This is a genomic window from Motilibacter aurantiacus, from assembly GCF_011250645.1.
Lineage (GTDB): Bacteria > Actinomycetota > Actinomycetes > Motilibacterales > Motilibacteraceae > Motilibacter_A > Motilibacter_A aurantiacus.
On the sequence record NZ_JAANNO010000003.1, the window covers coordinates 493,152 to 513,472 of the forward strand.

Here is a 20,321-nt window from a genome sequence, read left to right on the forward strand (position 1 = left end):
CGGGTGACGGGTGGAGGGCGCATGCGAGCGATGGTGTACCGCGGGCCGTACCGGGTCCGGGTCGAGGAGAAGGACATCCCGCCGATCGAACATCCGAACGACGCGATCGTGCGGGTGACCATGGCGGCGATCTGCGGCTCCGACCTGCACCTCTACCACGGGATGATGCCGGACACCCGCGTCGGCATGACCTTCGGCCACGAGTTCATCGGGGTCGTCGAGCAGGTCGGCCCGTCGGTGCAGAGCCTGCAGGTCGGCGACCGGGTCATGGTGCCCTTCAACATCTACTGCGGGTCCTGCTTCTTCTGCGCCCGGGGCCTCTACTCCAACTGCCACAACGTCAACCCCAACGCGACGGCGGTGGGCGGCATCTACGGCTACTCGCACACCTGCGGCGGCTACGACGGCGGGCAGTCGGAGTACGTCCGCGTCCCGTTCGCGGACGTCGGCCCCAGCCTCATCCCCGACTGGATGGACGACGAGGACGCCCTGCTCTGCACCGACGCGCTCTCGACCGGCTATTTCGGCGCGCAGCTCGCCGACATCGTCGAGGGCGACGTGGTGGTGGTGCTCGGCGCCGGCCCGGTGGGCCTGTACGCAGCCAAGTCCGCGTGGTTCATGGGTGCCGGGCGCGTCATCGTCATCGACCACCTCGACTACCGCCTGGAGAAGGCCCGCACGTTCGCCCACGCCGAGACGTACAACTTCGCCGAGTACGACGACATCGTCGTGCACCTGAAGAAGATCACCGACCACATCGGCGCCGACCGCGTGATCGACGCGGTGGGCGCCGAGGCGGACGGCAACTTCCTCCAGCACGTCACCTCGGCCAAGCTCAAGCTGCAGGGGGGCTCGCCGATCGCGCTCAACTGGGCCATCGACGGGGTGCGCAAGGGCGGCACGATCAGCGTCATGGGCGCGTACGGGCCGCTCTTCAGCGCGGTGAAGTTCGGCGACGCGCTGAACAAGGGGCTGACGCTCCGCATGAACCAGGCGCCCGTGAAGCGTCAGTGGCCACGGCTGTTCGAGCACATCCGCAACGGCTACATCAAGCCGAACGACATCGTGACGCACCGCATCCCGCTCGAGCACATCGCCGAGGGCTACCACATCTTCTCGTCCAAGCTCGACAACTGCATCAAGCCGATCATTCTCCCGAACGCCTCCTGACCGAAGGGCAGACGACGATGGCCTACACGCCGGAGAAGCCGCCGCTGCCGGAGACGCCGGAGCAGTTGCGCGCCCGCATCCCCGGATGGGGGGTCGACCTCGACCCGAAGGACCGTCCGGCCGTGCCGCGCGAGGTGTTCGACCCCGCTGCCAGTGGCGCCCACTGGGACTTCCCGGAGCGGCAGGAGGAGAAGTGGCCGCGCGAGCGGTCGATCGAGCACAAGTTCCTGACCCCGGTGTTCGGCACCTCTACACCTCCGAAGGGCCTTTCCGGTGTCATCCGCCGCCACGCCTACGCGAAGTACAGCGAGGGGCGCGCGGCCCACTGGCTGCTGCTGATCGCGGCGGACCGGGTCGACCGGACCGAGCACGTGCTCGCGTCGTTCCTCAGCGCCCGCCCGGACAACCCGATCACCGAGACCGGGGTGCTCGGCGAGCCGCGCAGCCACCCCGTCATCAGCCGCTTCGGGCGCAACCGGGCCGACGTCAACCACCAGTGGCTCGACCCGATCCTCGTCGGCGGGCCGTGGGTGCTGAGCGGCGTGGTCGCCTACCGCGCCGTGCGCGGCGTGGCTCGGCGCCTGAGGCGGTAGCGCCCGCCCCGGCTAGCGCCCCGGCTCGGAGAACCGCCAGCCGCTTTCTGCTGCGACGATCTCCGGCCCGCCGATGTCCGCCTGCGGCCGCCCGTCCGGGTCCGAGGCCCGCACCCGCACCCTGCCGCTCGCGCCGGCCGGGACCGTGACGGTGAACGGCAGTACGCCGGTTCCGGGAGCAGGGTTCGGCTGGGTCGCGGGCGACACCGTCACGCCCTCCGGCGGGCCGAACGCGACACTGCCGCCGAGCCGCGGGTCGACGCAGAACCAGAGGGTGACCGCCGTGCCGTAGGGGTGCTCCTCCCCCGTCCAGTGGAAGCCGACCGCGGCTGCGGCGTCCGTGCCCTGCAGGGAGACGTGGTTGCAGTCGGCGGGCCGCGTGGGTGCCATTGCCGTCCCGCCGGCGCGGTCCTGCGACGTGCTGGTGTCTGAGCCGGTGCCGCATGCCGCCAGCACGAGCGCGACGGCGAGCGGGAGGGCGGCAGGGGCACGGCGCACCGCGCCATTGTGGGTCCGGCCCCGTCGCCGCGCGGCGACGGGGCCGGAAGCTCTAGGGGACGACGCGGTAGCTCAGCTGCACGCTGAACCCGACCGGGCCGTCGACACGGCCGTGCAGCGGGTGCCACTGCCCGTCCTGGTTCCGGGTCGGCGCGGACGCCCACGCGGTCGCCCAGTCGGCCTCGCTGTCACTGCCCTGGCCCCACTCGGCGCCGAGGCCGTGCACGCACAGCTGGAAGAAGTCGCAGTCGTCGTCGTACATCTCGACCGCCGCCGTGACCGTGGACGCGGTGTTCGGCACGGTGAGCATTAGCCCGTGCAACGACGTGTCGACCCCGCTGAGGCCGTCCCCGTCGACCTGCCTGCTCTCGTCGATCGTCAACTGCGCGTCGCCCGCGCGGCCGTACACGCTCATGTCGCCCGCCGACCAGAAGTCGCTGTCGTTCCAGACGTCCGCGGTGTCGAACCGCACCTCGACCCGTCCGCGCTGGGTGCTCACCGTGCCCTGGCGAGCGACGGCCGCACCAGACGCGTCCAGCACCGAGGCCCACCAGGTGTAGTCGTTGGCCGGGTGCAGGCCGGCCACGCTCAGGACGTGCGTCGTGGCCGGGGCGCTCACCACCGTGGCGCCCGCGACGCCGCCCTGGGAGTCGAACAGGTAGTAGTAGACGGTCGTGGGGACGTTGGTCTGCAGCGTGGTCGTGACGTTGCTGGGGCCGGCACCGGTCTGTGCGGAGGTGATGCACACCCCGGTCTTGCAGGTGTCCGCGTGCGCGACGCCGGTCGCGGCGAGCGAGGCCGACAACGTCGCGAGCACGAGGGCGATCGCGGAGAAGATCCTGAGCACGGGCCGCTGGGCGGCAGGTCGGTTCGTCATGGTCACAGGACACCCCGCCCGCTCCCGGCTCGGCAGAGCACTCGTTGCTCAGTCGCGTCGGGCAGCGAGGGCAGGGTGAGCAAGGAATGCTCAGGCCCGGGCCGCCCGGCGCGTGGTGCAATTCCCCGAGCGGCGGAAGAGCGGCAGAAGGAGGCGGACCGCATGACGACGAGGCAGCCGCAGGAGCAGGGCGCCCGGGAGCCGACCGGAGGGCCCCACCTCGTCGGTCACGAGACGAGGGACAGCCTCTACGACCGGCTCGGCGGCGCTCGGGGGCTCGCGACGGCGGTGACGGTGTTCTACTCGCGGGTCGCGGAGGACCCGCTGCTCGCGCCGTGGTTCGCCGACGTCGACCTCCGTCGGCTCAGAGCTCACCAGCACGCCTTCCTCACCAGCGTGGTGGGCGGGCCGGACGTCTTCACGGGGCGGTCGCCGGCTGCGGCCCACGCCGGGCTCGCCGTCACGGGCACCGCGTTCGACGCGATCGTCGAGCACCTCGCGGCGACCCTGCGCGACCTCGACCTCGACCCCGAGGCGGTCGCCGACGTCGTCGAGCGTGTCGAGTCGCTGCGCGGCGAGGTCGTCGAGGGCTCCTGACGAGGGACGCGGGCAGGCGCCGAATTCGGCTGCACGGCCGGGACAACTACGGCAAAGTGTGCGCGTGTCGTCGGAGAGCGCGGCTGCCGGAGCGGGCGTGCGTTGTCACGCCCACGCCGGCGCGTACGCCACCGCCGCGCCCGCCAGCCTCGGCTCCGCGCCCGCTGCCGGCGGGCAACCCAAGTGGCCTCTCGTCGGGCGCGACGGCCTGCTCGAGCAGGTCGAGGCCGCGCTGCGGCGGCCCGGCCTCCATGCTGTGCTGCTGCACGGCCCGGCGGGCGTCGGCAAGACCCGGCTGGCGCAGGAGTGCGCCACGCGGTTGGAGGGGGCGTACCCCGTCTTCCGGATCACCGCGACCCGCAGCCTCGCCGCGGTGCCGCTCGGGCCGCTCGCCGGGCTGCTGACCCTCGGCGAGGTGGACCTGGACCCGCTCACGACCGACGCGGTGCGCCTGTTCGCCCACGCGCGCCGCGTGGTCGCCGACCTCGCCGGCGGCGCGCGGCTGCTGTTGCTGGTCGACGACCTGCCGCGGCTGGACCCGCTGTCGCTGGGCGTCCTCGTCCAACTGCTCGAGGAGGGGCTGGCCGTCCTGCTCGCCACCGCGCGGTCCGGTGAAGCCCTGCCGGACGCGGTCCTCGCGATGTGGAGCGCGGACCGGGCGCTCCGGGTGGACGTCCCGCTCCTGACCGCTCGCGAGTGCGGTGAGCTGATCGCCACGACGCTCGGAGGACCGGTCGCCGCCCAGGCCGTCGAGGCCTTCGCCCGCGAGAGCGGTGGCAACGCGCTGCATCTGCGTGAGCTCGTCTCCGAGACGTCCCGGCGCGGCGGCTTCACCTCGGTCTCGGGGGTCTGGCAGCTCACCGGCCCGGTGACCGGCAGCCCCGCCCTGCTCGAGCTGCTCCGCCTGCGGCTGGACGGGCTCGACGCGGCCGGTCGGTCCGTCGTCGAACGGCTCGCCCTCTGCCAGACGCTCGACGTCGACGAGCTGGTCGAGCCCGCCGCTCGCAGCGCCCTGGCTGCGCTCGAGGAGAACGGCATCGTCACGGTCGAGCCCGGCGCCAACGACGCGGCCGCGCAGCTGCTCGCCCGGCTCGCACATCCGCAGTACGAGTCGGTGGTGCGGACGGGCATCTCACGGCTGCGCGCCGCCGACCTGCTGCTCCAGCAGGTCGCGGTCGTCGAGGCCCGCCCCCCACGGCGCGGGGACCCGCTGCGCGTCGCCCTGTGGCGCCTGGAGGCGACGGGCACGGCCGACCCGGACCTGCTGCTGCGGGCGTCGCGCCTGGCGCGCCTGGCCCACGACTTCGTCGCAGTGGAACGGCTGGCCGGCGCGGCGGCCAGGTCCTGGCGCGAGCACGGGCCGGGGCTGGCCGAGTCGCTGCTGCACCTGGGCGAGGCCGAGTGCGAGCTGGGCCGGCCCGACGACGCCGCACGGACCCTGCGCGAGGCAGCCGGTATGCCGGCGGCCGACGACGTGCGCGCCCGGGTCGCCGCGCTCCGGGCCGGCCTGCTCGCCGACGAGGGCACCGGCGGCGTCGACGCGGCGATCGCCCTGCTGGACGAGGCACAGGCGGCCGTGCCGGGACAGGCTGCCGCGCTCGCAGCCGCGCGCGCGGAGATCCTGCGCAACGCGTACCGCGCGCACGAGGCGCTGGTGGCGGTGACGACAGTGCCCGCTCCGACCCGTCCCGGCGACCGGCTCGAGTGGTCGGTCGCGGCGTCGGTCGCCCTCGCCTGGGCGGGTCGTGCCCGGGAGGGCGTGGAGCTCGCGGAGGAGAGCACGAGCGCGATGTCGCGGCTGCGCGGGGCCGCGCTGCTGCACAGCTCGGCCCCGGAGCTCGCCCGCACGGCGGCGCTCATCCAGGACGGGCGCGTCGAGGACGCCACGAAGGCCGCCCACCGCGCGCTGGCCTACGCGGTCCAGGACGGGCTCGACCGTGCCGTCACGGTGGCCGAGTGGACGCTGACGATGGCGCTGCTGCACGCGGGCCGCCCGCGCAGCGCCTCCCGCTGGGCGCGTGACGTGGTCAGCGGCGGGCAGGCCCACGGCCCCCGGCGGCACGTGTGCCTCGGGCTGGCCGGGCTCGCGCTAGCCCACGCGTGGCTCGGGGAGCCGGGGCCGGCCCGGGAGGCGCTGGGGCGGATACCGGCCAGCGGGGACCCGGACGAGCCGTGGCGCGTGCTCGCCGGCTGCTGGGCGCGGGCCCTGGAGGGCGACCTCGACGGCGCGACCGGTGACCTGCGCGACCGGGCGGACCGGGCTCTGGACGCCGGTCACCCGACGCTCGCCGCCGCGCTGCTGCACGGGGTCGTACGCCTCGGCCGGCCCGGGCTCGTCGTCGACCGGCTCGAGCGCCTGCAGGCCTCGACCGAGGGCGTCCTCACCGCGGCCTTCGCCCGCCATGCGACGGCCGCCGCGCGCCGTGACGTGGCGGGACTCAGCGCGTCCGCCGACGAGTTCGAGCGCATCGGGTCACGGATGAGCGCCGCGGAGGCGGCGGCGCAGGCCGCGCAGGCCGCGGCGGGGACGGCGTCGAAGCGTGAGGTCGCGGCGCTGACCGCGCGCGCCCGGCAGCTCGCGGGCCGCTGCGAGGGCGGCGTCCTGCACGCCCTGCTCGTCGAGTCTGTCTCGCCGCTCACCGATCGGGAGCGGGAGATCTCGCGGCTGGCCGCGCGCGGCATGTCGAGCAGGGAGATCGCCGAACGGCTCTTCCTGTCCGTCCGGACCGTCAATAACCACCTGCAGGCGGCGTACACGAAGCTCGGCATCGGAAGCCGACGCGAGCTCGCGGAGGCGCTCTCGGCCTAGGCGGCAGGACGACGGACGGGCTGCGGGCGTTCTGCCCGCAGCCCCGTCGGTCGTGCTCAGAGGACGTGGTTCAGCTTCAGGATCGGCTCGAGGCCGAAGATCCCCCGGGCCATCCAGGCGGCCCGGAAGGTCCTGATCGTCGGCGTCGGCCCGCCGGACTGCGCGTCGAGCTCCTTGTCCATGATCTGGAACACCTCCCGGTCACGCCCGGACACCGTGTCCGCCGGCTCGCCGAGGCCACCGAAGGAGTCGGTCAGGTCCCACAGCGAGGCCGCCACGAAGAGCTCGACCTCGTCCCCCGTCACGCTCGCCGGGAGCGCACCGCACCGGGGCGTCTCCAGCTGCGAGGCGCTGAAGGTGCCCTCACCGGTGGAGCTGGTGTTGCCCACGAGCGCCGCCTCCGGCCTGGCGCGTACGACCGCCTGCGCGAACCAGTTGGCGAACCCCTCCATCCAGGCGTGCTCCGCGGTGTTGACCGCGTTGCCGAGCACGTCGAAGGTGAGGCACCCGTTGTGCCTGGCGGGCAGCCACGGGAACGACCCGATCTTGTCCTGCAGGAAGTGGCCGTACTCGTGCAGGACCGTCTGGTCGGAGAAGACGCTGCTGCTATTGATGACCACCGTGCTGTTCACCGGGTTGTAGTAGCTGCCGGTGACCGACGTCGGCTGCACGTCGGCCTGCGGGAGGACGTCCGTGTCCCCCCGGTTCGCCGTCGCGTAGTCGCGCCCGTGGCGGATCGTCTCGGCGAGGTTGTAGTGCTGCGGGGCCCAGTCGTCGTCGAAGTTCCAGTCGAAGGACAGCGTCGTGTTCGGGGACGTCGACGTCAGCTCGATGATCGACGAGCCCTGTCCGGGCTCGGCCCAGAACGGCTGGGTGTGCAGCGCGTCGTTGGGCCAGACCTCGACGGCGCTGTTGGTGGCGAAGACGCGCAGCGCGTAGATCGCGTCATCGACGAAGGGGAAGGACTGCGTCAGGTTGCCCTTGCCGTCGGTCTGCACGGTGCGCTCGTTGGCCCACGTCCATATCCCGAACGTCCGCGGGGCGAACCGCCAGATCTCTACCTTGCTGAAGGCGATCGGCCGGTCCTGCAGGTTGGTGTCCTCGTAGGTGAGGTGGGCCCGCACCGTCGTCACCTCCTGCGCGTGAGCGGGGGTGGCCCCGACGGCCGGGACGACGACGGCCATCGCAGCCGTCACGAGAGTGGACGCCACGCGCACGGCGCGGCGCGCGAAGGGGGTCTGCATCGGAGAGCCTCTCTGCTGTTGCCGGCTCTCTGCCGGCACGTCGAGGCTGCCGCTCGACGGCTCCCCCCACCTGAGCAGGCGTTGCTCAACCGCCCGGGGCGCCGATGCTCACGAGGCGGCGACGCGAGACCGCTCGCTGATGAGCAACCGTTGCTCTGTCCCCGCCCGGCCCGCGCGACCAGCTTGGGCGCATGACCTACCGCTCGCGCCTCACGGCGGCGCTGCTGGCCGCCCTAACCGCTGCCCCCGTGTCCGTCGCCACCGCCGCCACCGCCGCGCCCGAGGACGCGCGTGTCCTGACCGGCGCCCTCGCTGACGGCGCCTCCTACCGCCTGGAGGTCCCGCCGGACTGGAACGGCACCCTCGTCCTCTACAGCCACGGCCTCCGCTTCCCGGGCGAGGACAACCCAGCCGAGACCGCTCCCGGGGACGCCTCACGGCGCTGGCTGCTGAGCGCGGGGTACGCCCTGGCCGGCTCGTCGTACGCCGGCACGGGCTGGGCGCTCGAGGAGGCCGTCGACGACCAGCTGCAGACCCTCGACACGTTCGCGGACCGGGTGGGCCGGCCCAGCCGGACGGTCGCGCTGGGCGAGTCGCTCGGCGGGCTCGTCACCACCGCGTTGATCGAGCAGCAGCCGGGACGCTTCGACGGCGGCCTCTCGTTGTGCGGGCTGAACGCGGGCGGCCCCGCACTGTGGGACATCTACCTGGACGGGGCGTACGTCCTGCGAACTCTGCTTCCATCGTCCGATGCGGTGCGGATCATCGGGATCGACGACCCGCTCGGCAACCTCGGCGCTGCGGGCGCGATGTTGTCCGAAGCAGCGGGGACGCCCGCCGGGCGCGCTCGCATCGCTCTCGCCGCCGCCGTCATGCAGGTCCCGGGCGCCGTCGACCCGCTGGCGCCGATGCCGTCCGACGCCGGCGGACGCTCGCAGGCGCGGCTGGCGTGGATGACCGAGCCCTTCCCGGTGTTCGCCTTCGCCGAGCGCGGGGAGCTCGAGGCGCGCGCCGGCGGCAACCCCTCGTCCAACGTCGGTGTGGACTACGAGCGGATGCTGCGCGCCTCCGAGCAGCGTGCGGACGTACGTGCGCTGTACCGCGCCGCGGGACTGGACCTGGACGCGGACCTCGCCACCCTCGCCGCAGCGCCGCGCGTCGAGGCGGGCTCCGCGGCCCGGGCGTACCTGTCGGCCAACGGCGGGCTGACGGACGTGCCCGCCAAGCCGCTGCTCACCCTGCACGGCACGGCGGACGGGCTGGTGCCCAGCTCTCACGAGCGGGCCTACGCCACGGCAAGCGGGCGGCCGGAGCTGCTCCGGCAGGTCTTCGTGGACCGCCCCGGGCACTGCACCTTCACCTCCGCCGAGATCGTGTCGGCCTTCGCGGCCTTGCAGGAGCGGCTGGACGAGGGGGCATGGCACGTGAAGCCGGGGTTGCTGAATGCCCGGGCGGCGGCCCTGGGCCCGGAGCTGAACACCGGTGGGGGCGTGCCGGTCGCGCCGGCCTTCGTCCGGCACCACCCCCTGCCGTTCCCGCGTTCGTGACGGCCGAGGAGCGGCCCGTCCTCCCCGGACGGGCCGCCCCGAGCCCTCAGCCGGCGCGCACGACGAGGGGCCGTCCCGGGCGCGGAAAGCTGTCGCAGGCTGCGGGATCGGCCACCGGGCCGTCGTCGCTCCCGTCCTGCTGTCCCGCCATCGCCAGCTCGCAGACCTCCTTGACGAGCCCGCGGCACGAGCCGCACCCCTTGCCGGCACGGGTCCGGTCCATGACCCCCGTCACGGTGTCCTCGCCGCCGTGCACGCAGGCGACGAGCTGCCCCTTGGTGACGCCGTTGCAGTTGCACACCTGCGCGTCATCGGCGAGGCCGGCCGCACCGACCGGCTCCGCGGCGCCGCCGATGTCGAAGAGCAGCCGGGCCCGCTCCTCCGGCAGGGGCAGCCCCTTGTCGAACACCTGCGTGAGGAAGGCGACCTTGCGCACGTCGCCCAGGAGGGTGGCGCCGACCAGCCGGTCCTCCCGGACGATCAACGTCTTGTAGACGCCGCGCCGGGGCTCGCAGAACTGGACGAGCTCGTCGTCCTCGTGCTCGGGCTCCTTGAGCCCCATCGCCGCGACGTCGACGCCGGCCACCTTGAGCTTCGTCGCCACCCGCGACCCGTGGTACGCCGCGGTGGGGTCGGCGCCGGTCAGATGGTCGGCGAGCACCCGGGCCTGCTCCCACAGCGGCGCGACCAGCCCGTAGACCTGTCCGCGGTGCTGGGCGCACTCCCCCACGACGTAGACGTCGGGGTCGTCCACCGAGCGCATCTGGTCGTCGACCACGATCGCGCGGTCGACGGTGAGGCCCGCGCGGCGCGCCAGCTCCACGTTCGGCCGGATCCCCGCGGTCATCACGACCATGTCGCAGTCGAGCGTCGTCCCGTCGGCGAGCCGGACGCCGGTCACCCGGTCCTCCCCGAGGACCGCGGTGGTGCGGGCGTCGCAGCGGACGGAGATGCCGAGCTGCTCGACCGAGCGCTGCAGGATGCGCCCGGCCTGCTCGTCGAGCTGCTGGTTCATCAGCGTGGGCGCGGCGTGGACCACGTGGGTCGTCATCCCGTACGTCTGCAGGCCGCGGGCCGCCTCGAGCCCGAGCAGGCCCCCCCCGATCACCACTGCGACGTCGTGCTCCGGCGCGTGCCGCATCATCTCCGCGGTGTCGTCCAGCCCCCGGAAGCCGAAGACGCCGGGCGTGAGCGTCTTGGCGTCCTGCCACATGCCCTCCATCGGCGGGAGGAACGCCCGGCTGCCGGTGGCGACGACCAGCTTGTCGTAGCCGACGATCGACCCGTCGTCGCCGAAGACCAGTCGCCTGCGCCGGTCGATCCGCACCACGCGGACGCCGCGGTGGAAGACGACGCCGTTGTCCGCGTACCACTCGACGGGGTTGAGGTAGATCTCCGGCGCCGCGGCGTTGCCGGCGAGCACCTCCGACAGCATGATCCGGTTGTAGTTCCCGTACGGCTCTTCACCGAAGACCTCAACACCGAAGCGCTCTGCGCCTCCACGGGCGACGATCTCCTCGACGGCCCGACCGCCGGCCATGCCGTTGCCGACGACCACGAGGCGCGGGCGCGGGTCGTCCGGCGTCGGGAGCGGTTGCACGACGGTCACCGGGCCTCCTCGGGGTCGAGCCGCGTGAGCGCGACTGCGCACGCCTTGAACTCGGGCATGCGGGAGTAGGGGTCGAGCGCCGGGTTGGTGAGCGCGTTGGCGGCCGCCCGGCCGCCCCAGTGGAACGGGACGAAGACGGTGTCGGGGCGGATCGTGTCGGTGACCCGCGCCCGCAGGACGGCGGTGCCTCGCCGCGAGCGGAGCCGCACCACGTCCCCCTCGCCCACCTCGGCCCGGGCGGCGACGTAGGGGTGGACCTCCACGAAGGCCTCCGGCTCGGCGGCAGCAAGGACGGGGACCCGCCGGGTCTGGGTGCCGGACTGGTACTGCCGGAGCACTCTTCCGGTGGTCAGGATGAGCGGGAACTCCTCGTCGGGCAGCTCGGCCGGCTCCTGTGCCTGCACCGCGTGGAAGCGCGCCCGGCCGTCGGGGGTGGCGAAACGCTCGGTGAAGAGGCGAGGGCTGCCGGCGTGAGAGACGTCGGGGCACGGCCAGAAGACTCCCTGCTCGGACTGGACGCGCTCCCGGCTGATGCCGGCGTAGTCGGCCGCCCCGCCCGCACTGGCCCGGCGCAGCTCGTCGTAGACCTCGGCCGGGTCGGCGGAGAAGTGCTTCCCGCGTCCCAGCCGCTCGGCCAGGTCGGCCAGGACCTCGAGGTCGGAGCGCACTCCCGGTGGCGGCTCCACGGCCTTGCGGCGCAGGATGACCCGGCCCTCCAGGTTGGTGAGCGTCCCCTCCTCCTCGGCCCACTGCGCGATCGGCAGGACCACGTCGGCGCGCTCGGCGGTCTCGGACAGGAACATGTCGCAGACGGCGAGGAAGTCCAGGGCGTCGAGCCGGTCGACCATGCGGTCCCGGTTGGGCGCGGACACGGCGATGTTGGACGCCATGACGAGCAGCGTGCGCACGCCGCCCGGGGTGCCGAGCCGGTCGAGCATCTCGTACGCCGACAGCCCCGGCCCGGGCAGCTCCTCCGGCTCGATGCCCCACACCGACGCCACGTGGGCGCGAGCGGCGGGGTCGTCGATGCGGCGCGCCCCGGGCAGCTGGTCCGCCTTCTGGCCGTGCTCGCGGCCGCCCTGGCCGTTGCCCTGCCCGGTGAGTGTCCCCCAGCCCGAGAACGGCCGGCCGGGCAGCCCGAGGGCCAGCGCGAGATTCAGGAACGCGAGTGCCGTCTCGGTGCCGTGCGCGTGCTGCTCGGCACCGCGGGCCGTGAGGATCATCGCCGAGCGCGCCTCGCCGAGCAGCCGTACGGTGGCGACCATGTCCTGCACCGGGACGCCGGTCATGCGCTCGACCCGGTCCGGCCAGTACGCCCGCACGGCCCGCCGTACCTCCGCGAAGCCGGTCGTGCGCCCGTCGATGTAGGCCTCGTCGATGTATCCCTCGCGGATCGCGAGGTGCAGCAGCCCGTTCGCGAGCGCGAGGTCGCTGCCGGGCACCGGCTGCAGGTGCAGGTGAGCGGCGCGGGCGGTCGCCGTGGCGCGCGGGTCGACGACGACGTGCCGCGCCCCGCGCTCGCGGCCTGCCTCGAACCACTGCATGGCAGGCGGCATCGTGTCCGCCGCGTTGCTGCCGACGAGGAGGACCACGTCGGCGCCCGCGATGTCGGCCAGCGGGAACGGGAGCCCACGGTCGATCCCGAAGGCCTTGGTCCCCGCGGCCGCGGCGGACGACATGCAGAAGCGTCCGTTGTAGTCGATGGCCGACGAGCCGAGCGCGACCCGCACGAACTTCCCGGCCTGGTATGCCTTCTCGTTGGTGAGGCCGCCGCCGCTGAAGCAGCCGACACTGTCGGGGCCGTGCTCGGCGCGGCTGCGCTCCATCGCCACGGCCACCCGCCCCAGAGCCTCGTCCCAGGACGCCGGGCGCAAGGGCTGGTCTCGGCTGTCGCGCACCAGCGGAGCCGTGAGCCGTTCCGGGGAGTCGAGCAGCTCCGCGGCGGTCCAGCCCTTCTGGCAGAGCCCACCGCGGTTGGTGGGCCAGTCCTCCTGGGCGGCGAGCTCCACGCGCCCCTTCTCGACCGCGAGGGTTATCCCGCATTGCAGTGAGCAGTAGGGGCAGTGGGTTGCGGTCGATACGGGGCCGCGCATGGCTCCAGAGGCTGCCGGGGCGCCGTTGCACGACGATGGACGGCTCGTTACGGCAGCGTTCCGAGGCGCTCTCCCCGGGGCCTGCGGCCCGGTGATGCGGCTGCGCCCCCGCCCGAGCCGGCCGTGAGCCGGATGTAGCACCGGCGACAAGCTCGTCGAACCCGTGCGTAACCCCTCCTCCCTACGTTGCCGACGACGGATCGCGCACGCCTCGGAGGGCACCCATGTCGATCACCGCAACCCCGGTCACCACCGTCCCGGAGGAGCCGGCCTCCCAGGGGCAGGGCCGCTGGATCCAGGACTGGCGGCCCGAGGACCCCGTGTTCTGGGCGGAGAAGGGCGAGCGCGTCGCCCGTCGCAACCTGCTCTACTCGATCCTCTCCGAGCACATCGGCTTCTCCGTCTGGAGCATGTGGTCGGTGCTGGTCCTCTTCCTCGGTCCGGCGTACGGATTCGACGCCGCGGACAAGTTCCTCCTCACCTGCGTTCCCACCTTGGTCGGGTCGGTGCTGCGGCTCCCGTACACCTTCGCGGTCGCTAAGTTCGGCGGCCGCAACTGGACCGTGTTCAGCGCGGCCCTGCTCCTCGTCCCGGTCGGCCTCGGGGCGCTGGTCCTCGAGCCGGGGGTGTCCCTCGGCACCTTGCTCCTGGTCGCGTCGGTCGCCGGCGTCGGCGGCGGCAACTTCGCCTCCTCGATGGCGAACATCAACGCGTTCTACCCGGAGCGCCGCAAGGGCTGGGCGCTCGGCCTCAACGCCGGCGGCGGCAACCTCGGCGTCGCCGCGGTGCAGCTGATCGGGCTGCTCGTGCTGGCGACCGCCGGCAAGGACCACCCGCGCGTGGTGCTCGCCATCTACGTGCCGCTCATCGTCCTCGCGGCCCTCGGCGCCTGGTGGAAGATGGACAACCTCGCCCAGGCGAAGAACGACAAGCGCGCGATGCGCAGGGTGTGCCGCGACCCGCACACCTGGATCATGTCCCTGCTCTACATCGGGACGTTCGGCTCGTTCATCGGCTTCGGGTTCGCGTTCGGCCAGGTGCTGCAGGTGCAGTTCAAGGCCGACTTCGACACCCCGATCAAGGCGGCGTACCTGACCTTCCTCGGCCCGCTGCTCGGCTCGCTCATCCGGCCGGTGGGCGGGCTGCTGGCCGACCGCGTCGGCGGGGCCAAGGTCACCTTCGTCAACTTCATCGCGATGGCCGGCAGCGCAGGCATCGTGCTCCTCGCCTCCGCCCAGCAGTCGCTCCCGCTCTTCCTCGCCGGCTTCATCGCCCTGTTCGTCTTCTCCGGCCTGGGCAACGGGTCGACGTACAAGATGATCCCGGCGATCTTCCGGGCCAAGGCGGCGGCTCAGGTCATGCACGGGGCCGACCTCGAGGCCGCGGGCGACGAGGCGCGCCGGCTCTCCTCCGCCCTGATCGGCGTGGCCGGGGCCATCGGCGCGTTCGGCGGGGTGCTGGTCAACCTCGCGTTCCGCCAGTCGTTCCTGGAGACAGGCAACGGCAACCTGGCGTACGTCGCCTTCCTCGCGTTCTACGCCGTGTGCTTCGCGGTGACGTGGACGGTCTACCTGCGGCCGTCGTCGCACCGGCTCGTCGGGGTCTGACCGCCTGCCTCGTGTGCCGTGGTGGCCCAGCCGCCGCGGCACACGAGGCCGCGTGTCAGGGCAGCATCCGTCCCCGGCAGATCGGGCGGGCGACCGGGTCGAGCCTGCTGCACCTGGACGGGATCGGCCTGGCCGGAGCAGCGCGGCCAGTCGGCGACATCGCCCGGTCCCCGACCAGGGGCACTTCGCCGCTTCCGGGACGGCACCGCGCCGATCGACGCCTCGTCCGTGAGACCACTGCCGGCACCGGCCGGCCCGAGCGCAACGGGCGGATGACCAGGGTGCTGCACATCATGCCCGGCGGCCAGCCACGCCAGGACACCCGGATGAGCGGACGACCGGACGCGCCCCGACGGCGGCAGGAGCGCGCACGCCCGACGCGACCGCACGGCGCCGTGGGCGGCGCTGAGGTCCCGTCCCGGACGAGCGGCAGCGGCGCGGCGCTCGCCGGCCCCTGGGGCGCACGACGCCCGGACATCCGCGAGGTGTCCGGGCGTCGTGAGCAGCCGCGAGAGGGCGCCGTGCCGCTTCGTGGTGGCGCTCTAGTGGCGAACCTTCAGCGCCGGCACGGTGTCGGGGGCGACGTGGCCGTCAGCAACGTGCTCGAAGGCGTAGGCCATGCCGACCAATTGAGCGTCGGACCACGCCCGACCCAGCAGCTGGAGGTTGATCGGGGCGCCGTTGGCGTCCGTGCCGGCGGGGAACGCGATGGTCGGGACGCCGGAGCTGCCGGAGGGGGTGTCCTGGCGCCCGAAGCTCGAGCGGTTGCCCCCGCCGTCGTTGAGGCTGATCTCGGACAGCAGGCCCGGGTAGACGACGGCGTCCAGCCGGTAGGTGTCCAGCCAAGCAGCGATGTTCTTCTGGTACTGGGCGCGGTAGTTGCGCCAGGCGGTGGCCTGCGCGTCGGTCATGCGCGTCCTGCCGTCGCAGTAGCTGGTCGGATAGCGGGTGTACGGCAGCTTCTTCTGCGAGCACACGACCTCGGCCGGCGAGTCGATGCCGAGCTGGGTGTCCAGCTCGGGGTGCGCTGCGATGTAACGGGCCCAGCCCTCCCAGTTCACGTCGCCACTCGGGCGCGCCGGCGCGGTCGGCCCCGCGGGCAGCTCGACGATCTGCGCGCCGGCGGCCTTCAGCTGGGCCAGGGCGGCCTTCGACGCTTCGATCGTCGTCGTCGTGCCGTAGGGGTCCACCCAGGCCGACGGCAGGTAGCCGATGCGCTTGCCCTCGAGGGCGTCCGCCTGCAGGACCGAGCGCCAGTCCGCCGGCCGGTGGCTGCTGGCTTCGGCCGTCTCCGGGTTCTGCGGGTCGGTGCCGGAGACGGCGTTGAGAATGTCGGCCAGGTCCGGCACCGAGCGGGTCATGGCGCCGGCGTAGTCCTGCAGCCAGCTCAGCGGCATGACGCCACGGTCGGACTGCATCCCGTCGGTGCCGCGCAAGGTCACCAGGCTCGCAGCGCTCGCCGGGGCGTAGAGCGAGTCACCGGTCTGGGACCCCAGTGCTGCCGCGGCCATGCTCGTCGCCGTCGCCACCGCGGACCCGCCGGAAGAGGCGAGTGCCGAGCGGGAGGGGTCGAAGGCGTTCCAGACAGTGCCGTAGGCGCTGTCGGAGTAGCTGCCGCTGGTGGCGTACTCCTCCATGCTCGCCTTGCCGATGATGATCGCCCCGGCCTTGCGCAGCTGCGCCACCTGGTACGCGTCGTCCTTCGGGCGGAACCCCTCGAAGGTGAGCGACCCGTTCGTGGTCGGCATGTCCTTGGTGTCGTAGAGGTCCTTCACCGCGATCGGGATGCCGAGCAGCGCGCCCTTGGCACCGGCGCGCCGCTTCTGGTCGGCGGCGGCGGCCTGCTTCAACGCGTCGCTCGCTACGGTGGTGAAGGCGTTGAACCCGAACTGGCCCTCGTCGTAGGCGGAGATGCGGTCGAGGTAGGCCTGGGTGATCTCCTTCGACGTGGTGCGGCCGGCCTCCATGTCCGCCTGCATCTCGCCGATCGTCTTGTCCACGACGTCGTACGGCGACTTGGTCTCCAGCCTCGGCGCCTTGCCGTCGTTCGGCTGGTTGACCCGCGTGGTGTCGCGTCCCCGACAATCGCTGGTACGGGCGGCAGGGACGTTGACGATCGTGCACACCTGGTTGTGGGACAGGCCAGCGAGCATCGGGGTGGCCGCAAGGGTGCCGGCGACGCGCGAGACCGCGGCGAGCTCCCCGGCGAGCGTCGCGGCGGTGACCGGCTTGCCGACGACGACGTAGTGCAGCAGCGAGGCGCTGGTGCGGGCCGGGAGCGTCAGCGTGTTGACGTACGCCGGGAAGTTCGCCGCGTGGCCCGTGGTGCCCATCGGCTGGGTGAAGGTGTCGCGCAGCCAGTTCCCCGTGCGGTCGAACCTTCCGACCACCGTGGCGCTCGGCCCGCCGGTCGTGGCGCCGGTCGCCGACGTCCCGCTGGCCGTGGCGGTCCACGTGTCCCTCGTCGTCACCGCGGTGTCGCCGTCCGAGGTCGCCACGATCCGGCTGGCGTTCGTGCCGGTGGCGCCGTACCCGGTCTGCCCGCCGAAGGCGACCTCGACCGTGAGCGGCTGGTGCGTGGTGTTCGTGAACGTGTCGAGCCAGCGCCCGTAGGAGCCCGCCTGCTCGATGGCGATGTCGCGGGAGATCCGCACCCCACCCAGGTCGACCGACCGGGTGGTCGTGAACTGGCCCTTCGCGGTCTGCTCCAGCCCGAACCCGCGCATCAGTTCCCCGTTGAAGCGGGGTGCGGTCGGGGAGTCGACCCGGACTCGGATGCCGCCGTACCCGTTGAGCAAGGTGGAGTACGCCGCAAGCACGCCGGTGCCGGTCTGGGTGGCCCGGATGCTGCCGGTGTCTGCGCCGGGCGGGGCCGCGTCCTGGATACCCCAGGCGGTGCCGGCGGTGTCGGTCACGTAGGTGAACGCGCCCGCCGACCCCGGTGGCACGAGGACCACGGCGGCCGAGAGCGCGGCGACGGCCAACGTCGTCGCCTGCAGCGTTCGCTTCATGAGTGCTCTCCTGGTGATGCGAGACCGGCATCTCGTCATCCGATCAGGCGGTCGGCACACTCGCAGCTGCGTGTTGCCGCCTCGTGACGGGACATGTCGACGTGGTTACGGGTACAGCGGGTGCGCATCAACGCGCCGCGGAGCCACTGGCTCGAAGGCGTCGTGCAGCGCGAGCCGAGGACCGGCGTGAGTGCATGATCATGCAGCGTGAGAGCCGTCAGAGGCTGTTGACGCTTTCTCCCGCGAGTCCCCGGGGACCAGCTGACTCGCTTGAGCGTCCTAGCTGCGAACATGCATCCGCGCTCAGGAGCGCGCGGTAGGGACGGGCGAGGGCGAGCTAGACGGCGTCGTGCCGGGTGAGGGCGTCTTCGGTGGGACGTGGCCGGGGGTCACGTGCGGTGACGGCGTGGAGTCTGGCGAGCTGGGTGCGACGGGAGCGCCTGGCGCCGGCCGCGTTCCGCCGCGCCCCTCTTCCTGCCAGCCGGTCACCCCGGCGGCGCCGCTGGCCACGACCGCGCCGAGCGCGAGGGTCAGCACGGCCCCTCGGGTGCGGGCGGCGCGACGCTCACCGCGGCGGCGGGCGGCCGACGCGGGGGGCAGGGCCGCGGCCGAGCCGGCGGCGCGGGCCAGGGCGCGCAGGTCGGCGTCCAATCGTGCGTCGTCATCGGGCATGGGGCAGCTCCTTTGCGCGGGCCGAGGCGGTGGGCGTCGGCTCGTCGTCATCGGCCAGATGGGCCGCGAGGGCCGTGCGCCCGCGGGCGAGCCAGGCCTTCACCGTCCCGTCCGGGGAACCCATCTCGGCGGCCACTTCGGTCACGGGCAGCCCAACGAGGTGGTGGAGCACGACCGCGCGCCGTTGCTTCTCCGGAAGCCGCCGCAGCGCGTCGACCAGGGCCACATGGCTGGGGTCAAGGCCGGGCAGCTCCTCCTGCACCGGCCTGCTGGCGGCGTGGGCCCGCCAGCGGTTGACGCTCTTGCGCCACGAGCTCACTGCCAGCCGCGACGCGACCGTGCGTACCCACGCCTCGGGCGAGTCGCAGGCACGCACCCGCGGCCATCGCTGCCAGGCGCGCGCGTACGCCTCGGCGACCGCGTCCTCCGCCTCGGCCACGCTGCCCGTCATCGCGTACACCGAGCCGAGGACGCGGCGCGACGTGCCCGCGTAGAACGCGTCGAACTCGCTCGTCTCACGCATATGGCGGGCCCACCTCCTCCTGACGGCTTCGGCCGTTGCGCCGCCGTCCACCCGATGACGCCCGACCAGCTCCTCGGGTTGCAGCATCGGCAACGTTCATCGCCCACGGTCGAGGCCAGCGTCGGCTGCAACCCGGCGCTGCTCCCGGGCGTCACCCCTTCGACCCCAATCGGTGGTCGACCTCATCTCTGAAGGAGCACCGCTCATGAGCTTGCGCCCCCGTCTCGAGCCCGGGCAGGCTGCTCGCCGGACCCGCCTCGGCCGCCCCCCGTACCTGCTCGCCGCGCTGGCAACGCTCAGCGCCGGCGCCGGGTTGACCGGCCTGGCCTACGCCGACGTCCGCGCCCCTGCTCCCGCTCCCGCCGCAGTGCACGCCGTCGCGGGCGTGGGACAGGCCCGGCCTGGCACGACCGCACGGCCGGTCGCGAAGCCCGCGCGCCCGGCTGCCAAGCCGTCGACGACCGGCCGGCCGCAGGAGCAGCTGACCGACAGCGAGGCGCAGCGCACCGCCAGGACCTCGGCATGGGACGCCTGCCTCGTCGCCCACGGCACCCCCCGGGTCGAGGGGGTGGTCCCCGTCCCCGCCGGACGGACTACGACCGAACCCATCCCGTCCGCGGCCCAGGCAGCTTGCCGCCGCCTGCTTCCCGTGCCCCCGAAGGAGCTCAACCCCGCCCGTAACCCCAACTACCGGGCCGACAGCGCCGCGAACGTTGCCTGCCTGCGCAAGAACGGCATCGCCGTCCACCTCGTCCCGGACCACAGCGTCTACCCCAACGGGTTGGGCTGGACCTACGACAGCGACAGCACACCGACTCCGTCCAACGCCGCCGACATCGAGCGGGACTGCCTGCTGCAGTCCTTCACCAACTAGCACACTGCACAGTCACGAGGAAGGCGGGGCAGCCTTGTGCCTCGCCTCCTTGTGTGTTGGGTCGACGCCGCCGGGGCGTTCGACGGCGCGGTACCCGCGAGCAGCGCAGGCGCTGTGCCGCTTCGCGAGCGACTGCGACGGCGACGCGCGCTGGCAGGTCGCGTTCGGCCGGCCCGGGATGATGATCCAACCAGGGTCTGCCGGCGTCAGCGGTGAGCTGGGCGTGCGCGGCCATCTCGCGGCCGCGTGCCGACTCACCGGGGTCAGCGAGGAGCCCGGGCGAGGAGTCGAGCCGGACGTCGGCCTGTACGACTTCTGGACGGCGCGAGGAGCGCACGTCTCCCTGCACAACGCCGACTGCACCGACATCGCCTACAGCCCTGGGCTCAGCCCGACAGTCACCGCGCGCTTCCTGTTCACCCCTTTTGTGGCGACGGCGCTCGCTGAGAGCTACGGGCTCGAGGAGCTCCTCAGCTGAGGCAAGGCCCCGCCACCGCTGCGCCTGCTACGCGCCGGCGACGCACTCCCTGCCCGCAGCGCGGCATGACCGGATGAGTCTCGTGTGAAGCCCGCAGCCGTCGTCTCCAGCCGAACGAC

Annotated in this window: 15 protein-coding genes; 8 read left to right on the top strand and 7 right to left on the bottom strand. The window is 73.2% G+C overall.

Features of this window, described 5'->3' with window-relative positions; genetic code table 11:
- Nucleotides 1-21 precede the first annotated feature (21 nt).
- Nucleotides 22-1,170 (top strand): zinc-dependent alcohol dehydrogenase, encoded by a 1,149-nt coding sequence (locus G9H72_RS08645; RefSeq protein ID WP_166169838.1) that lies wholly within the window; start codon nt 22-24, stop codon nt 1,168-1,170.
- 17 nt (nt 1,171-1,187) lie between these two features.
- Nucleotides 1,188-1,763: a hypothetical protein gene (locus tag G9H72_RS08650; protein ID WP_166169840.1), complete on the top strand. Its 576-nt coding sequence runs from the start codon at nt 1,188-1,190 to the stop codon at nt 1,761-1,763.
- 12 nt (nt 1,764-1,775) lie between these two features.
- Here the strand turns inward: G9H72_RS08650 and G9H72_RS08655 are convergent, their stop codons facing one another.
- Together G9H72_RS08655 and G9H72_RS08660 are read right to left on the bottom strand one after the other, a co-directional pair.
- The gene (locus G9H72_RS08655) at nt 1,776-2,261 is read right to left on the bottom strand and encodes a hypothetical protein (protein WP_166169842.1); all 486 of its coding nucleotides are present in this window, start codon (nt 2,259-2,261) and stop codon (nt 1,776-1,778) included.
- A 52-nt stretch (nt 2,262-2,313) separates the two neighbouring features.
- Nucleotides 2,314-3,138: a hypothetical protein gene (locus G9H72_RS08660; RefSeq protein WP_166169844.1), complete on the bottom strand. Its 825-nt coding sequence runs from the start codon at nt 3,136-3,138 to the stop codon at nt 2,314-2,316.
- Nucleotides 3,139-3,300: 162 nt separating this feature from the next.
- On the opposite strand from G9H72_RS08660, the gene G9H72_RS08665 reads away from it, so the two are divergent.
- Nucleotides 3,301-3,735 carry a group I truncated hemoglobin gene (locus tag G9H72_RS08665; protein WP_166169846.1) on the top strand — a complete coding sequence of 145 codons (435 nt, stop codon included), beginning with the start codon at nt 3,301-3,303 and terminating at the stop codon, nt 3,733-3,735.
- A gap of 64 nt (nt 3,736-3,799) precedes the next feature.
- The gene (locus G9H72_RS22895) at nt 3,800-6,544 is read left to right on the top strand and encodes a LuxR C-terminal-related transcriptional regulator (protein WP_166169848.1); all 2,745 of its coding nucleotides are present in this window, start codon (nt 3,800-3,802) and stop codon (nt 6,542-6,544) included.
- A 56-nt stretch (nt 6,545-6,600) separates the two neighbouring features.
- On the opposite strand, the gene G9H72_RS08675 is transcribed toward G9H72_RS22895, so the two are convergent.
- Entirely contained in the window at nt 6,601-7,788 is a 1,188-nt protein-coding gene (locus G9H72_RS08675; RefSeq protein WP_166169850.1) for a hypothetical protein, read from the bottom strand.
- A 191-nt stretch (nt 7,789-7,979) separates the two neighbouring features.
- Here G9H72_RS08675 and G9H72_RS08680 point away from each other — a divergent pair, with 191 nt between their 5' ends.
- Entirely contained in the window at nt 7,980-9,335 is a 1,356-nt protein-coding gene (locus tag G9H72_RS08680; protein WP_166169852.1) for an alpha/beta hydrolase family protein, read from the top strand.
- 46 nt (nt 9,336-9,381) lie between these two features.
- Here the strand turns inward: G9H72_RS08680 and G9H72_RS22900 are convergent, their stop codons facing one another.
- Together G9H72_RS22900 and G9H72_RS08690 are read right to left on the bottom strand one after the other, a co-directional pair.
- Nucleotides 9,382-10,875, bottom strand: a complete 1,494-nt coding sequence (locus G9H72_RS22900) for an FAD-dependent oxidoreductase (RefSeq protein ID WP_166169992.1) — start codon at nt 10,873-10,875, stop codon at nt 9,382-9,384.
- Between the two features lie 65 nt (nt 10,876-10,940).
- Entirely contained in the window at nt 10,941-13,037 is a 2,097-nt protein-coding gene (locus G9H72_RS08690; RefSeq protein WP_166169854.1) for a molybdopterin oxidoreductase family protein, read from the bottom strand.
- 224 nt (nt 13,038-13,261) lie between these two features.
- Here G9H72_RS08690 and G9H72_RS08695 point away from each other — a divergent pair, with 224 nt between their 5' ends.
- Nucleotides 13,262-14,644: an MFS transporter gene (locus tag G9H72_RS08695; RefSeq protein WP_166169856.1), complete on the top strand. Its 1,383-nt coding sequence runs from the start codon at nt 13,262-13,264 to the stop codon at nt 14,642-14,644.
- A gap of 542 nt (nt 14,645-15,186) precedes the next feature.
- Here the strand turns inward: G9H72_RS08695 and G9H72_RS08700 are convergent.
- Entirely contained in the window at nt 15,187-17,655 is a 2,469-nt protein-coding gene (locus tag G9H72_RS08700; RefSeq protein ID WP_166169858.1) for an amidase, read from the bottom strand.
- Nucleotides 17,656-18,316: 661 nt separating this feature from the next.
- Entirely contained in the window at nt 18,317-18,850 is a 534-nt protein-coding gene (locus G9H72_RS08705; RefSeq protein ID WP_166169860.1) for a sigma-70 family RNA polymerase sigma factor, read from the bottom strand.
- Between the two features lie 205 nt (nt 18,851-19,055).
- On the opposite strand from G9H72_RS08705, the gene G9H72_RS08710 reads away from it, so the two are divergent.
- Both G9H72_RS08710 and G9H72_RS08715 read left to right on the top strand, forming a co-directional pair.
- The gene (locus G9H72_RS08710) at nt 19,056-19,724 is read left to right on the top strand and encodes a hypothetical protein (protein ID WP_166169862.1); all 669 of its coding nucleotides are present in this window, start codon (nt 19,056-19,058) and stop codon (nt 19,722-19,724) included.
- 178 nt (nt 19,725-19,902) lie between these two features.
- Complete coding sequence (locus G9H72_RS08715) at nt 19,903-20,202, top strand: hypothetical protein (RefSeq protein WP_166169864.1); 300 nt, start codon at nt 19,903-19,905, stop codon at nt 20,200-20,202.
- Nucleotides 20,203-20,321 lie beyond the last annotated feature (119 nt).